General features: G+C 39.2%; 11 protein-coding genes. 7 read left to right on the forward strand and 4 right to left on the reverse strand.

Annotated features, from left to right (window positions below; all coding sequences use genetic code 11):
* Positions 1-55: 55 nt before the first annotated feature.
* From K5G00_RS02235 to K5G00_RS02245, 3 genes are all read right to left on the reverse strand, one after another.
* A complete protein-coding gene (locus tag K5G00_RS02235; protein WP_238763966.1) occupies positions 56-1060 on the reverse strand; it encodes a FecR family protein in 1005 nt (334 codons plus the stop codon).
* 151 nt (positions 1061-1211) lie between these two features.
* A complete protein-coding gene (locus tag K5G00_RS02240) occupies positions 1212-1790 on the reverse strand; it encodes an RNA polymerase sigma factor (RefSeq protein WP_238763967.1) in 579 nt (192 codons plus the stop codon).
* Positions 1791-2050: 260 nt separating this feature from the next.
* A complete protein-coding gene (locus K5G00_RS02245; RefSeq protein WP_238763969.1) occupies positions 2051-4444 on the reverse strand; it encodes a carbohydrate binding family 9 domain-containing protein in 2394 nt (797 codons plus the stop codon).
* 592 nt (positions 4445-5036) lie between these two features.
* Between K5G00_RS02245 and K5G00_RS02250 the strand changes: the two genes are divergently transcribed.
* The 7 genes from K5G00_RS02250 (at position 5037) to K5G00_RS02280 (ending at position 14419) form a co-directional block, all read left to right on the forward strand.
* On the forward strand, positions 5037-6182 hold the full coding sequence (locus tag K5G00_RS02250; RefSeq protein WP_238763971.1) for a glycoside hydrolase family 5 protein: 1146 nt from the start codon (positions 5037-5039) through the stop codon (positions 6180-6182).
* Between the two features lie 59 nt (positions 6183-6241).
* Positions 6242-7510: a glucuronyl esterase domain-containing protein gene (locus K5G00_RS02255; protein ID WP_238763973.1), complete on the forward strand. Its 1269-nt coding sequence runs from the start codon at positions 6242-6244 to the stop codon at positions 7508-7510.
* 12 nt (positions 7511-7522) lie between these two features.
* Positions 7523-8614 (forward strand): hypothetical protein, encoded by a 1092-nt coding sequence (locus K5G00_RS02260; protein ID WP_238763974.1) that lies wholly within the window; start codon positions 7523-7525, stop codon positions 8612-8614.
* An 84-nt stretch (positions 8615-8698) separates the two neighbouring features.
* A complete protein-coding gene (locus K5G00_RS02265; protein ID WP_238763976.1) occupies positions 8699-9400 on the forward strand; it encodes a 3-keto-disaccharide hydrolase in 702 nt (233 codons plus the stop codon).
* A gap of 35 nt (positions 9401-9435) precedes the next feature.
* Positions 9436-11265 (forward strand): DUF5060 domain-containing protein, encoded by a 1830-nt coding sequence (locus tag K5G00_RS02270; RefSeq protein ID WP_238763979.1) that lies wholly within the window; start codon positions 9436-9438, stop codon positions 11263-11265.
* 10 nt (positions 11266-11275) lie between these two features.
* Complete coding sequence (locus tag K5G00_RS02275; protein ID WP_238763981.1) at positions 11276-13417, forward strand: outer membrane protein assembly factor BamB family protein; 2142 nt, start codon at positions 11276-11278, stop codon at positions 13415-13417.
* Positions 13418-13432: 15 nt separating this feature from the next.
* Complete coding sequence (locus tag K5G00_RS02280; RefSeq protein WP_238763984.1) at positions 13433-14419, forward strand: glycoside hydrolase family protein; 987 nt, start codon at positions 13433-13435, stop codon at positions 14417-14419.
* Between the two features lie 11 nt (positions 14420-14430).
* Here the strand turns inward: K5G00_RS02280 and K5G00_RS02285 are convergent, their stop codons facing one another.
* Positions 14431-15951, reverse strand: a complete 1521-nt coding sequence (locus K5G00_RS02285) for a glycosyltransferase family 39 protein (protein WP_238763986.1) — start codon at positions 15949-15951, stop codon at positions 14431-14433.
* Between the last annotated feature and the right edge of the window lie 2 nt (positions 15952-15953).

Consider the following 15953-nt stretch of genomic DNA (forward strand, 5'->3'; position numbering starts at 1 on the left):
GGTATGTGGGGCATATCCGCCGTTTTTTTTGATTTATTTATTGGTTTTTTCGGATTCACATAGGCTTATCATTTATTGAAATGGTTATTATATCTTTTTCTCCCAGTTTATTCTGATATTTTATTTTTACAGGTAAAAGAATTCCGATGGCTTTGATGATTTGGTCAAAGGGTTTATTTTTTAGCACCGTACCCGAAAAACGTAAATCTTCAGCTTCGGCACTTGTGAAATTTATTTTCACATTGTACCAGCGCTCCAATCTGAAAGCAATATCAAACAGCCGTTCCTCGTCAAATTCAATTTTTCCTTCGGGCCAACTCGTATAGAAATCGGTATTAACTTTTTTAATTTTTATGTTATCTAAATCATCGGGAATCGTAATTTGTTCTTTGGGTTTAATCCGGGTTATCTCTTTTCCCGTATGACTGTTAATTTTTACAGCCCCTTCAATCAATGTTATCTGACTGGAACGTTCTTCTGCGTATGAGACCACATTAAATGAAGTCCCCAAAACTTCAATTTCACTTTTTTTTAGCTTTACCTTGAAAGGTATATCGCTGGGTTTAACATTAAAAAAAGCTTCGCCGTTAAGAAATACCTCACGGCTTTCTGCGCCAAAAGAATTCGGATATTTTAAAGTGGTGCCGGAATTTAGCCAAACATGGGTGCCATCGTATAAAGTTATTTCCGACATTTGTCCGAGAGGAACTTTTAATTCCGCATAAACCAGGGGGATAGGTTGTGAGGTTAAGTTGGTTTTGATTAATACACCGGCCAAAAATGCAACAATTAAAATGGCTGCATATTTAAGTACCGATTTTAATAAATGTACTTTCCGAAGTGTAAAATGCCCGGAGACTTTTTCCCATGAGCGACTTTGAGAAACACCTTGCAACGGAAGACTTTTTTTTAATCCCCGATGAATTTTTTCAATTTCAGCAAAAGTTTTTTGATTTTCTTTTTCTTTAAGGAGCTGATTCAAAACTTTTTCCTCTTCAGGGCTGAGTTCTTCAAATATTTTTCCGGTGGAAAGTTCCCAAAATTTATCCTGTTCTTTCATCCTGTTTTTTTAGTTGCTGAATTAACGGGATGGAGCTTTATGCCATCCCATTGCCAACCCAGAACTATGAATAAACTATTTTTTGCTATCTATTAAAAGGACGGGAAAAGTGAAAAAGAGGGTGACGCAATTATTTATTTTTTTTAACTATTCATATTTTTTCTTTGCTAAGAATTTCTTTTTCAGATGTGTGGAGAAAATAGAAAAAGTAAAAATCTTTAGGATCGAGGTTTTCTTTAAAAAAACGGTAAGCTCTTCTGATTTGAGTTTTTACGGTGTTTTTTGTGATGTTTAGTTTTTTTGCAATTTCGTTGTATGTTAACGAATCAAAAACAGCAAGTTCAATTATTTTTTTTCGTTGATCAGGAAGTTCTTGAATTAAATCATACAGCTTTACATACTGTTTTTGCTCATCAAAATACTCTTCGTTTGCAGGTTCCGGTATATTTTCAATTGATTCAGTAATTGGTCTTTTTTTGCGGTAATAATCAACAATACTGTTTCGAAGTATAAAAAAGATATAGTGTTTTACGGATGAATTTATGTTGATTTTTGCACGGTTTTCCCAGATCTTTATAAAACAATCCGAGACCAATTCTTCTGCAACACTTATATTCGCTGCAGATTTTTGCGTATAAAGACACATCTGTTTGAAATATTTGTCGTGCAGTTTTTTTAGTGCCTTTTTATCACCTTGTTTTATATGTTCCCAGAGGTGTTTATCTTCCAAAGTTTATGCAAATGTTCCGGCAAATATAACGCTTTGATGCTAAAAGGAAAGTTGGTTTTAAAAAGAATCAGTTTAATTCTTTTCCATGGAATAGAGCGTCGTTTAACTTTTTTAGTTGAAATTATGTAAATAAAGAAAACTATACCAATCACTGTTTTGTAACTGAATCGTATGTTTGGGATTATTCCCGGTAATTTATTCAACCAATTTCTTGTGACTTATCGCGGGGTTTCCGCACAACTTTAAAGATTTTCTTTTTTCTAAATACTAAAAAAATAAGAAATTTTTAAAATGACGGTGCGATTGTTTAAACTCATGTTTCTCCAACCGGAGTTTCCTGAAGTATCAAATCGTCCTTCGTTGTAAGCTAGGTACAGGAAACTGCCGGGCCGGTATTCCCAACTCATCAGGCAGCTTAGCAAATATTCGTTGTAAATTTCTTTTTGCTGGTAGAATGTTGTTCCCAGAATTCCCTGGGCATGTACTCTCAGGTAAAAATCTTTGGTGAACATCCATGTTGAGTTGGAGGAAAGTTTAAAATAACGTCCGTCTTTGTGGTCGCTTGTTGTGAAAGTTTCAGTGTAATCTCCAATTAACGTTGTAAGAAAATTCCGGGTTAAACGGCCTTCTCCCTCAAGTGTTAATTTTCTTTGCCGGGCCACGTATTTTTGATTAAAATTGTAATAAGTGTCATTTGTAAAGCCAAATACACCGGCAAAGCTGGCACCTTTATTTATCGGGCGTGTAGAATAACTCAGCGTTAGCAGATTCCCGGAATATTGACCCGTAAGTTCGGTAGCTGTAAAACGTTTGTAGTCTGCCACAATAATCATTTCATTGATCATGTTTATAGTAAGGTCGCCTCCAACTTTGTAGTTGTTTGAAGTACGGCTTCCATCTGAAATTACCGGATTCCCTTCGTTGTTTGTTGTAACGGAGCCAAACATTACATCGGGAACAAAATCAGGAAAATTTTCTAGTACATTGTTGATGTATTCCGAAGTAAATAAATCCCTGTCAAATTCAAGAGTGGCGTTGGCAGTTATTCTTCTCAGGTTGTATTTATTTATTCTCGGACTTAACTTGTACGTTCCCGTTACTTTATCCCAACCACGGTATGTTTCTTTCTGAATATATCCTACACGATTTATTTCAAAATCGGGTTCGATTCTTTCTCCAATAAAGATTAGTCCCATTAAATCGCCTGTTCTGGTGTAATTGAGGTTGTAAGCCATGTTTTGTTTTGTTTGTTTTTCGGTTTGTCCGGTGGCCACCTGAAAATCGACAAAATCGTTTCCGCTGAGAACAAAACTGCCGTCAACGCCAAAAATACGGTTGTAATTATCTGCTTCTTCTTTTGTTGCTGCCAGAATACCAATATTGCTTGAACCTAAAATGTCTTTCTTCACCCGCATTACACCAAAAGTGGCTTTTTCTGAATTTTGAAGTGCACTTTTAAACACCGATTGCCCGGTTACATTTCCCAAAACTCCAAATTCAACTCCGTGATCTAGTTTTCCGGTCATTTTTACTCCACCCAGAATATCACCTTTTGCGCCTATTCGGCGACTGTAAAAAAGCTCAAGCGGAGTATTAAATACATTTATGCGTTCAGTAAAAAACGGACGAAGTTCAGCAAACCGGGTGGGAAACCGTGTAAGGTTAATTTCAAAAACATCAGCATCGACCTGTGCAAAGTCGGGGTTAAAGGTAAAATCGGCAGTAAGGTTGGGAGTTGGACTAAAGCGGATATCACCACCTAAATTTAATGTTTTAAACGGTGAAACATTTAAGGCTTCTGTTGAACTTACTGTTCCATATGGTCGTAATTCAAAAGTTCTTCCTGAACTGATATTTTTTATTCCTACTATTTGCCCCAGTTGCGACATGCGTGTATTGTTTTCCCATTCGGGTAAATGTGGTTTCCATTGGCTGCGTGATGCCTCCCTGGCCATAGTGCGCATAATGTTAAAACCCCAGGTTTGCTGTTCTCTTGAAGAATATCGCATGTTAAAGAAGGGAATTTTTACTTCAACATACCAACCTTTGTCATCGACTTTTCCTTCTGAATACCAAATACCGTTCCAGTTGCGATCGCGTTTTACATCGTCGTAACGAAGTTCGTCGCCCTGAACACCAGTAGGCGAAATAACAAATTTATACCCGGTTCTGTCATCGTTGTAGCTATCGATAAAAAGTTGAAGGTTGTCTGCTCCGTATGTACCCCGAGGAGCCAGGTAGGCAACAATTTTATCAGGCACAGCATCCCAGCACCATACCCCAACATATAAATTTTCATCGTCATATAAAATGGCAAATTCTGTTTCATCGCTTGTGGGAATCAAAGGATAGGGATCTTTTTCAATAAAGTTCGTTTTATGTTCGGCGGTTTTCCAGGCTGGTTCATCCAGATTTCCATCAATCATAATATTATCTTCAGAACTCAGCCGATACGCCCGGATAGTATAATTAACATTGGTTGTGTCGTAAACAGTTGCCCGAATCGAATCGAAATATTCTGGCGGGTATTGGCTTATATCAACTACACGCTGGGCCGGTAAATCTTGAGATGAAAAGAGAATCCCGGACAGCCAAAAGAATAAAAAGGCCAGAGGATTTTTATTCTTTGTTAAAAAGAAAACGGTAATGCGCATAAAAAGAAATTAGTCAGGTTTTAAAATTATTTGTTGTTTTTGTTTGAATTATTTTTTCACAGGAATATTTTAAATTTTAGTCATTATTTGTCCTGAAGACAGACCGTTCATGTGCTAAATTCTGAGTTTTGTTGTCTTCCTTTCTCGCAATATGAAAAGGAATTTATACATGGAGGGACTTGAACTAAGCAGTAATTTTTTATTCGATTCAGCTTGCCTATGGTTTTTGTGTGAAAACCAGTTTTCAACTCTTGATAAGCCACATTATGGTTCATTATTTTCATTAATGACATTCTGTTGTTTATTATTATGGTTTAGTCTGTTTACTAAATTTTTTAGTATAACATATTCAATCTTACTAAAATATAAAGATAAATGTATAAATCTCTTTTTCCTGTTTTAAAAATTAACACGTTTAAAAACAATGTGCCTGATTTTGCCGGAATATCACTGTACACGATAATTTAATCAGGGCTGTTGTTTTATTAAGGCAAGTCAGGAAAGCAAACAAATTCAACAAGATTAGATGTTGCGCTTAACTTGTTTTATGCAATTTGTCTATATTTACAGAAACCAATGAAACCTGGTGAAAATGCAACGAAGAGATTTTATAAAAACCACAAGCCTGGCAACTACAGCCATTGGAGTGGCTGGTGCGCCGGCTTTTTCGCAAAAAAATCTTCCTGTGAAAAATAAATTACCCCGTTGGAAAGGATTTAATCTGCTGGATTATTTTTCACCCAATATGAACGGAGGAGGGAGACCTAAAACTACCGAAGAATATTTTAAATGGATGTCTGATTGGGGATTTGATTTTGTGCGTTTGCCGATGGCTTATCCACGCTTTCTGAATTTTGATCAAAGTAGGGACATTACTCCCGAAGACATTTTGAATATCAATGAAAAAGAGGTGGACAATGTGGACGCATTGGTAGATGCTGCAAATAGAAATGGTTTACATGTAAGTTTAAATTTACATCGGGCTCCTGGTTTTTGCGTAAATGCTGGTTTTAATGAACCTTATAATTTGTGGGAAGACAAGGAAGCACAGGAGGCGTTTTACTTTCATTGGGGAATGTGGGCCAAACGTTTTGCTTCAAAAACAACCGACCAGATTAGTTTTGATTTGGTAAATGAGCCATGTACCCGCGAAGATATGAATAACCAATTCTCGAAACGTGGCGCCATTCCCGGGCAGCTCTATCGGGAAGTGGCTCTGAAAGCCTTAAAGATTATTCGAAGTCACAATCCAAATCATCGGGTAATTGCCGATGGTAACAATGTTGGAAGTGATGTAATTCCCGAGCTTTTTGATTTGGATATTGGCCAAAGTTGCAGGGGGTATTATCCTCATTATATTTCTCATTATAGGGCACCCTGGGTATTTGAAAATCCTGATGATGCTCCAAAACCGGTTTGGCCCGGAGAAATTGACGGAAAGCAATTTAGCAGAAAAAAACTGAAGGAGTTTTATGCGCCCTGGATTGATGCTGTAAAAAACGGGGTTGGTGTTCACTGCGGAGAGTGTGGCTGCTGGCAGGAAACTCCGCACGATGTTTTCCTGGCATGGTTTGGAGATGTTCTTGATGTGCTAACAGAAAATGGAATTGGGTATGCACTTTGGGAATTTAACGGGACTTTTGGATTATTAAATTCCGGAAGAAAAGATGTCAACTATGAAGATTGGTTCGGACATAAGCTTGATCGTAAAATGCTGAATTTGTTGATGAAATATTAAATTTTTGTATTCTACTAAAACAAGATGTATTGGTTTCACTTAATATAAATCTGTAAAAAATGAAAAAAATAGCCTTACTCATAATATTTGCAATGGTGATGCAGGTTGCCTGGTCACAGGAAGAAGCAAATTATGATGAAAGCAAAGTGCCGGATTTTGAATTGCCCGACCCTCTGAAAACTTTTAACGGGAAAAAAATCAGGAATTCAAAAAAATGGATAAAAAAAGGGCGTCAGGAACTGCTCGATTTTTTTACTGAAAATGTTTATGGTGAAGTTCCGGATGAGTTAAAGATTGCTTCAGCCCAAATTGTAGAACAGAGTGAAAATGCTTTGAATGGGAAAGCAAAACGCCGGCAGGTGGAACTGACATTTCAAAAAGGAAATCGAAACTTACATTTTTTTATTTTGATGTATCTTCCCAAAAATATTGAAAAAGCTCCCGTATTTTTAGGATACAATTTTTATGGAAATCATACAGTTACCGAAGATGTAAATGTAATTATTTCCGAAGCCTGGAGCCGGGATAATCCTTCTTTTGGAATTATCAATAACCAGTTAACGGAACAATCGCGTGGTGTACGCACAAACCGATGGGCTATTGACAAGATGATAGATGCCGGAATTGGTCTTGCAACCATTTATTACGGGGAAGTGGATCCCGATAAAGATGATTTTTCAGACGGGGTTCATCCGTTTTTTTATGTCGACAATCAGCAGCAACCTGCTGCATCGGAGTGGGGGAGTATTTCGGCGTGGTCGTGGGGACTGAGCCGGGCATTGGATTATTTTGAAACATACAGCGAAGTAGATGAAAATAAAGTGATTGTATTTGGCCATTCCCGATTGGGAAAAACGTCGTTGTGGGCAGGTGCCAGCGACGAACGTTTTGCCGGTGTTATTTCAAATTGTTCGGGGTGCGGAGGAGCGGCTCTTGCGAAGCGGAAGTTTGGAGAAACCGTTGGCCGGATAAATTCCAGTTTCCCGCACTGGTTTTGCAAGAATTTTAGAAATTTCAATAACAACGAAGAAGCCCTTCCTGTTGATCAGCATGAACTTCTGGCATTAATAGCACCACGCCCCTTATATGTTGCCAGTGCTGAAGAAGACCAGTGGGCGGATCCAAAAGGCGAATTTTTGTCTGCATTTTATGCCTCGAAGGTTTATGATTTGTTTGACAAAAAAGGAATCCCATCAGATAAAATGCCCGCTGTTAATGAGCCCATCCAAAATACCGTTTCCTATCACATTCGAACAGGGAAACACGATGTGACGGATTTTGACTGGGAACAATACATCAATTGGGCAAAGGAACAGGTTCTTAAATAAAACAGTTTTTTGATGGAGAGCGGTTTAAAAATAGGCATCGCATTTTTGATTCTGTTTATAATGGGCTGTGGTTCAGAAGAAGCTTTTCAGCCAACTGTAAATGTCTCAACAAAAGGGGAGCAGTTCTATATTAACGGAAAGCCAACTTTTAAAGGGCGTACATGGAATGGAGTTTCTGTGGAAGGATTACTGCCAAATTCGCGAATGGTTCAGGGTGTATTTGACGATTTGAATCCTGAAACGTTAAATAAATGGAAATATCCTGATACAAAAGAATGGGATCCCGACAGAAATACCGATGAATTTATTATGGCTATGCCTGATTGGAGAAAACATGGTTTAATTGCTTTTACAATTAATTTTCAGGGAGGAAGCCCGGAAGGATATTCAAGTGTTCAACCCTGGGAAAACAATGCTTTTGAACCAGATGGAACTTTGCGGACAGACTTTGCCCAACGAATGGAAAAAATTGTGGAAAAGGCCGATGAACTGGGAATGGTGGTTATTCTGGGAATTTTTTATTTTGGTCAGGACGAACGTTTACAGGATGAAAATGCCGTTAAAAATGCTGTGGGGAATGTTGTTGAATGGATTCAAAATAAGGCTTTTACAAATGTTTTGATTGAGGTGGCCAATGAATGTAACAACCGGAAATACGACCATGACATTATAAAACAGGATCGAATTTCGGAATTGATACTTCTGATTAAGGAAAAAGCTCCTGAATTGCTTGTTTCAACTAGTTTTAACGGAAATACGATTCCACCCGACGAAGTGGTTAAAGTGTGCGATTTTGTGCTTATTCACGGGAACGGAGTGCATTCACCTTCCGGAATTACAAAAATGGTGGAAGAAGTTCGAAATTTGCCATCCTACCATCCGATGCCAATTGTTTTTAACGAAGATGATCATTTTGATTTTGACCGGGCCGAAAATAATTTTGCCGCGGCTACAAAAGCCCATGCCTCCTGGGGATATTTCGATTTTAGAATGAAAGGAGAAGGTTTTGATGAGGGTTACCAAAGTGTGCCGGTGAATTGGAGCATCAGCTCGGAGCGAAAGACCGCTTTTTTTAACAAGGTAAAAGAGATTTTTATCGACTAAATAAACCTCATAGAAATACAACCAATTTGAAACCTCAAACAATTGTTTTAAATTGAAGGCGAAACAAAATTAAATCATAATAGAATGAAACAACTAGGTATTGTCTTTTTTGTAGTTTTTGCGCTTTATTCGTGCATCACCACACCCGAATCCAAAACCAAATCACTTTTTAACGGAAAGGATTTGACAGGTTGGCATGTAGATGTGCCAGCTATGGATGAAAATCCGGATACTATAAACCCGTTTATAATCCGTGATGGTTTGCTTGTAAGTTTGGGAACACCGGGCGGACATCTGATTACCGATTCTGTCTTTCAAAACTATCGTTTGGTAGTGGAATATCGGTTTGCCGGAGAGCCGGGCAACTGTGGTGTTTTGGTTCACGCTTCAACACCGCGTGCGTTGTATGGAATGTTTCCAAAATCCCTCGAAGTTCAGGGTATGCATGAAAATGCCGGTGATTTCTGGTGTATTGTTGAAGACATTAGCACTCCGGATACGGAAGAACGCCGTGGTCCAAAAGAAGAGTGGGGAATTACTGAGGGAAAAAAACGCCGGATATTAAATCTGACAGACGGCTCTGAAAAACCACTGGGAGAGTGGAATACAATGGTTATTGAATGTGTTGGTGATGAAATAAAAGTTTGGGTAAACGATGATCTTGTAAATTATGGTTTTGACTGTACCGCCACAAAGGGGCAGATCGCAGTTCAGGCAGAAGGTTCTGAAGTGGAATTCAGAAAGCTGGAAATTACACCCATTTCAGAATTAACAAAATCAGAATAATTCGGATAAAACGTAACCCATTCTAACCAAATCATATGAAATTTCTGCTTTATTTGAGTGCCTTTTTTTTATTGATTTCATGTGAGACAAAAACAAAAAGTGAAGTCGAAATCAAAGGTGAATTAAAACAGTGGCACAAAATAACATTATTTGTTCCCGGGCCTGAAACCTCGGAATGGAACCGAGAAAATCCTTTTCTGGATTATAAACTCGATGTTACATTTTCAAATGGATCTGTTTCATACAAAGTCCCCGGTTTTTTTGCTGCTGATGGAAATGCCGCCGAAACCTCGGCTGAAAGAGGAAATATCTGGAAAGTATGTTTCAGACCGGATTTTACAGGTGAGTGGAGTTATAAAATTTCCTTCAGGAAAGGTAAAGATATTGTTGTTTTAGAGGAACAAAATGATGGAGAGTCGCTTGCTGCTGATGGAGTAGATGGAGCTTTTGTAATAGCAGAATCAGATAAATCAGCAGACGATTTTAGAAAAAAAGGCAGAATTGTGAATGGAGGAAAAGGATATTTCAGGTTTCAGGATTCGGAGGAGATATGGATAAAAAATGGTGCAGACAGTCCTGAAAATTTCCTTGCCTATGCCGACTTTGATCAAACCTATCGTTATAGTCTGAAAACTGAAACCCGCGAAGGGGAAGCGGATCCCAAAAAAGATTTACATAAATATGAACCGCATATTCGCGATTGGAATGAAGGAGATCCTTCATGGCAAAACGGCAAAGGAAAAGGCATTATTGGAGCTTTGAATTATTTGCATGCTAAAGGCGTTAATTCTGTATATATGTTAACGATGAACATTCTGGGTGATGGGAAGGATGTTTGGCCGTACAACAACCATAATGGAAGATATCGTTTTGATTGCAGCAAACTCGACCAGTGGGAAATGGTTTTCGACCACATGGATAGCCTTGGCATGATGATGCATTTTGTCTTACAGGAAACTGAAAATGAGGTTTTGCTTGATGCCGGTTATACCGATGTACAAAGAAAGCTATACATAAGGGAGTTGACGGCGCGTTTTGGTCATCATTTAGGAATAACCTGGAATATTGGTGAAGAAAATGGCCCTGCAGGGTTTTCTCCGATCGGACAAACAGATGCGCAGAAAAAAGACATGGTAAATTATCTGAAGAAAATAAATCCCTATCCTTCAGTAGTTGTTTTGCATACCCATTCAAACGATGCCAAACAAGATGAGTATTTAACACCGATGCTGGGATTTGAAAATCTCGACGGGCCCTCTATGCAGATTGGGGATCCGCTTCGTGTTCACGAAAGAATCCTTAAATGGGTGCAGGAATCGGAAAAATCAGGTAAACGCTGGCTGGTAAATCTTGATGAGATTGGTCAGCACTGGAAAGGTGTGATGCCTGATTCTTACGATTTAGCGCACGATACAATTCGGCAAAGCTGTTTATGGGGAACTTTGCTTGCCGGAGGAGCCGGTGTAGAGTGGTACTTTGGCTATCGTTATCCGCATACCGACTTAAGCTGTGAAGATTTTCGGAGTCGTGAGCAGTGGTGGAAGCAGTCAACTGTTGCAACACAGTTTGTACAACAATTTCCGCTGGAGGAGATGGTGGAAAACGATGCGTTAATAGATGTTGATGGTGCTTATTGTTTGGCTCAACCCGGTGAGTTGTATATCATTTATCTCCCGATAGCAGGAAAAACAACTAAAGTTAATTTTCAAAGTGATGGAAATTTTAAAGTTCAGTGGTTTAATCCGAGGGAAGGTGGAAGGCTAAAAAATGGCAGTGTTGATAAAGTTGCCGGAAGCGGTTTTCATGATTTGGGAAATCCACCGGAAGATGCAGAAAAAGACTGGATAGTGATTGTTCAAAAATAGAGTAATAATTATGAGTGAAAAAGTTCTGTTGTTGGTTTGTGTGGTATTGTTATTTACTCAGTGCAAAAAAGAGAATAAATTAAATTTTAATCCGAACGGGACAAATTGGCCCGTCTATCTTGGTGGAAATAACAGCAGTCAGTTTTCGCCATTAAAACAAATCACTCCCCAAAATGTAAAAAATCTTTATCCGGTATGGGAATATCATTCAGAAAAAGGCCGTCCTGGTGAAAATACTCAGATTCAGTGTAATCCTATTGTTATTGATGGTATTTTGTTTGCTACTTCGCCAAAGTTAAAGGTGTTTGCTTTAAACGCCGCAACAGGAGAAGAACTTTGGACTTTTGATGCAGCCGGCGACGAAGGTTTTTCGAGTAATGTAAATCGCGGTGTAACTTTTTGGACTGATGGTCCGGACAAAAGGATTCTGTTTACAGCAGGCTCGAATCTTTATGCGCTGAATGCTGAAAACGGTAAACCTGTTTCCTCTTTTGGAGAGAACGGCGTTGTTTCAATAAAAACAGGGTTGGGTAAAAATACGGAAGATAAATATGTAGTTGCCACATCTCCCGGAATAATTTATAAGGATTTATTGATAATTGGTTCCCGTGTGTCAGAAAATACCGGAGCCGCCCCGGGGTTTATTCGTGCGTTTAATGTGAAAACAGGGAATTTGGAATGGGTTTTTAACACGATTCCGCAACCGGGTGAGTTTGGTTATGAAACCTGGCCGGAAGAAGCCTGGAAAGAAGCCGGAGGTGCAAACTCCTGGGCGGGAATGAGTCTGGATGAAAAGCGCGGTATTGTGTATGTTCCAACGGGCTCCGCTGCCTTTGACTTTTGGGGTGGAAACAGGAAAGGCGAAAATCTGTTTGCCAATTGTGTGCTCGCACTTGATGCTGCCAGCGGAAAGCGAATATGGCACTTCCAAACGGTTCATCACGATGTTTGGGATCGCGATTTGCCGGCTCCACCTAATCTGGTAACAGTAAATCACAATGGGAAAGCAATCGATGCGGTGGCACAAATAACCAAGTCTGGTTTTGTATTTTTGCTTGACCGGAGAAACGGAACGCCACTGTTTCCGGTAGAGGAACAACCTTTTCCTTCGTCTGATTTGAAAGGAGAAGAAACATGGCCAACACAGCCAGTTCCAACCAAACCTCCAGCTTTTTCGCCACAATCGTTAACGTTGGATAACATTACCGATATCTCTCCGGAGTCATATACTTTTGCAGAAAACATTGTAAAGAATTTGCGAACAGGAAAGCAATTTATCCCGCCAAGTAAAGAAGGAACGGTTATTTTTCCCGGCTTCGATGGCGGCGGCGAATGGGGGGGAGCTGCTTTTGATCCTGAATCGTCGGTTTTATATGTAAATGGCAGTATAATGCCATGGATTTTGACAATGATCGAATCGGATTCGAAACAAACAAACGATCATCCGGGCGCAAGAACTTATCAGGTTAATTGTGCCATGTGTCACGGACAAAACATGGAAGGAAAACAAGCCGCCAATTATCCTTCGTTAATTGATGTCGGAAGCAAGCTAAAAAGAGATTCTATTTTGACATTGATAAATACCGGAAAGGGATTTATGCCTTCTTACAAACATTTATCCGAAGAGGAAAAAGAAGCACTTGTTGCTTATCTATTAAAAGAACCCGAACCACATGATGATTCGCATTTGTTGGGTTTAGAAAATAATAAAGACAAAGTTCCATACACCCACACCGGTTATAACCGGTTTTTAGATCCCGACGGTTATCCGGCTGTAAAACCTCCGTGGGGAAATCTTTCAGCAATTGATTTAAACAGCGGAGAGATTTTGTGGCAGGTTCCACTTGGCGAATTTGAAGAGTTAACTCAAAAAGGAATTCCCAAAACGGGTACGGAAAATTACGGTGGGCCTGTTGTTACTGCGGGAGGAGTAATTTTTATTGCCGCTTCAAAAGATGAATATTTCAGAGCCTTTGATAAAAAGACTGGTGATGAAATCTGGAAGTATAAATTGCCGGCAGGAGGTTACGCTACTCCAAGTGTGTACGAAATTGAAGGAACCCAATATGTGGTAATTGCATGTGGCGGAGGAAAAATGGGAACAAAGTCGGGTGATAGTTATATTGCCTTTGGATTAAAAAAAGACAACTGATATAATAGGTTCAATATGATGAAGATTTTTTTTCTTCTGATAAGCATTGGGGGAATCTTTTTGATTTCCTGTTCAGATAAAAAAGAAAAGGATTATAAATATAAACCGGTGATTGTTGGCGATTGGTGGGAAATTACCGGAAATCCTGATTTAGGTGAATATACAAGTGAAAATCAGGAGCCTGTAGATTTTGGTGTATGGCAGGCAGAAGACGGAACCTGGCAATTGTGGTCATGCATCCGGAAAACCAATTGTGGCGGTCGCACCCGTTTGTTTTATGGCTGGGAAGGAAAAAGTCTTACTGATACAATGTGGACACCACTAGGTATTGTAATGGAGGCCGATACAACCGTAGGTGTGCAAAAAGGCGGTTTACAGGCGCCTCATGTCATTCAGAAAGATGGAATGTATTATATGTTGTATGGCGGATGGGCACAGATTTGCCTGGCAAAAAGTTCAGATGGAAAAACATTTGAACGGGTGATCAATGATTCGGGAACTACTGAAATATTCTCCGGGCCTTTTATCAACACAAGGGATGCAATGACCGTTAAAATTAGCGACAAATATTATTGCTATTATACCGGGCATTTACTTGATGCCAAACCCGATGAAATTTCAGCGGCAATTTTTTGTCGTACATCTGCCGATCTGATTTCCTGGAGCGAACCAACTATGGTTTCGGCCGGGGGAAGCGTAAAAGACATGGATTCCTGGGGAGGCGGTGATGCCGAATGTCCGTTTGTTGTTCCCATAGATGACAAGTTTGTTTTATTCCGGAATGTTGAATACGGGCGAAACAATTTAAATGTGCAGTATTGTTCCGAAAATCCCCTGGAGTTTGGAATCGATACGGATAGTTTAATGCTTAGCCGGCTTCCGATTGCAGCCCCTGAAATTGTAAAGCTTGGAGACGACTATTTTATTTTTGCACTGAAAGAAACTCTTGACGGAATCAGGGCTGCCAGACTGGAATTTGAAATGATTTCAAGTGAACAGTAAAAAACACTTACTTAACGCCGGCTTCTGATTTCTTCTCGCAAGATATCGTTTATTGAAACTGTAGCTCCGCGTAGTAAGTATACACTCGTACCTTCCTCTCGCGCATTTTTGGTGCTTATTTTTCCAATAAGCTTAACCTCTTCAAAAAATTCTCTTTCGCGTTTTCTTTCCGGATCATCGTCTGTTTTTATCTGAACCAGAATAACATTTACAATTTCAAATTCATCAAAAGGGTACCAGTTTATATAATCTGCACTTAGGGAAAGAGCCTCGGTGTTTTTTTGAGAAGAATAGTAGTTTATGGCTCCGGCTTGCCCGTAATTGTCGCAATGAATAATGGTGCGGTCCTTATCTTCGATAAGCATAAAAGTTGAATCCACAATATGGGCAAGCTCTTTCCAGCCAAGCATGTCAGCATAGTCCTGTGGCAAATTATGAATTTTACCGTCCTCCCACCTGGTCGTTCCGTATTTGTCGAACAGTTCTTTTTTTTCCATAATTTGTTTCGGAGAATAAACAGGCAGCATAAGCGGGGCAACTGGTATAAAAATGAGTGCCGGCAACAGGACAACCGGAATCCGGAGATAGCGCTTCCATCCAACTGACATCAGGTATTCAAAGTATACCGCACCAAAACCGATGAAAACCGGGTATAAACCGATGGCGTAATATCCTTTTGCTTTAAGGTAGGTAAAAATGAGTAGTGTAAATATAAAAGAGTAAAAAAACACTCTGTATATTCTGTGTTTTTTTAAAGTAAAAAAAGAGACAAAAGCAAGCAGTATAACTAAAAGCGCGCCCGGGAAAAAATAAAGTTGTTCTAACAGAAAGTCACTTCGGTTTACATTTACCAGTTGAGTTTCGGCTAAAGTTCGCATGTGCTTAACAACAGGCATCCCGTTTTGAAATTGCCAGATAATATTAGGTGAAATGAGCAACAAAGCAAGCAGAGCTGCAAACCAGAGGTGTTTATTTTTGAAAATGGTCCGTTGTTTTGTCAATAATAGTGCAGGCAATAATCCAAGCAATAAAAATCCGATGTTATATTTATTCAGAAATCCGATAGCAAATACTAACGCTGAAAAATAGAGCCATCGGTTTTTATCGGTTTTAAAATATTTTAATAAAGTATAAAACAGTAATGTCCAGCAAAGAAAGTCGAGTGAGTTCGGCTGGTATAATGTATTAATTCGGATAAAAACTGAGAACAGGATACTTACGGTAGCTAATATCTGAGCAAAAATTCCTCCGTCCAGTTCCTCCACAATTTTCCATACAACCCAAATAACCATTGCGCCAAAAAGAGCCGGGAAGAACTTCACCCAGAATACACTTTCCCCAAACAAAAGGATGATTTTTGAAAGCAATCCTGTAAGCGGAGGAACAGAGGTGTAACCCCAGGCCAAGTGTTTTCCCAGATCGATGTGCAGAAATTCATCCCGGTGGAGTTCATAAACCGGATTGATGGCGAAGTACTGTAATATAAATTTAAGTAAGATAAAACCAAGTAAAATAAGATGTTGTTTCTTCATTG

Origin of the sequence: Maribellus maritimus (assembly GCF_022267315.1) — a bacterium.
Lineage (GTDB): Bacteria > Bacteroidota > Bacteroidia > Bacteroidales > Prolixibacteraceae > Draconibacterium > Draconibacterium maritimum.

Coding starts and splice junctions, on each gene's coding strand:
- K5G00_RS02235 (WP_238763966.1), bottom strand. CDS start 1,060: ATGAAAGAACAGGATAAATTTTGGGAACTTTCCACCGGAAAAATATTT.
- K5G00_RS02245 (WP_238763969.1), bottom strand. CDS start 4,444: ATGCGCATTACCGTTTTCTTTTTAACAAAGAATAAAAATCCTCTGGCC.
- K5G00_RS02250 (WP_238763971.1), top strand. CDS start 5,037: ATGCAACGAAGAGATTTTATAAAAACCACAAGCCTGGCAACTACAGCC.
- K5G00_RS02255 (WP_238763973.1), top strand. CDS start 6,242: ATGAAAAAAATAGCCTTACTCATAATATTTGCAATGGTGATGCAGGTT.
- K5G00_RS02260 (WP_238763974.1), top strand. CDS start 7,523: ATGGAGAGCGGTTTAAAAATAGGCATCGCATTTTTGATTCTGTTTATA.
- K5G00_RS02265 (WP_238763976.1), top strand. CDS start 8,699: ATGAAACAACTAGGTATTGTCTTTTTTGTAGTTTTTGCGCTTTATTCG.
- K5G00_RS02270 (WP_238763979.1), top strand. CDS start 9,436: ATGAAATTTCTGCTTTATTTGAGTGCCTTTTTTTTATTGATTTCATGT.
- K5G00_RS02275 (WP_238763981.1), top strand. CDS start 11,276: ATGAGTGAAAAAGTTCTGTTGTTGGTTTGTGTGGTATTGTTATTTACT.
- K5G00_RS02280 (WP_238763984.1), top strand. CDS start 13,433: ATGATGAAGATTTTTTTTCTTCTGATAAGCATTGGGGGAATCTTTTTG.
- K5G00_RS02285 (WP_238763986.1), bottom strand. CDS start 15,951: ATGAAGAAACAACATCTTATTTTACTTGGTTTTATCTTACTTAAATTT.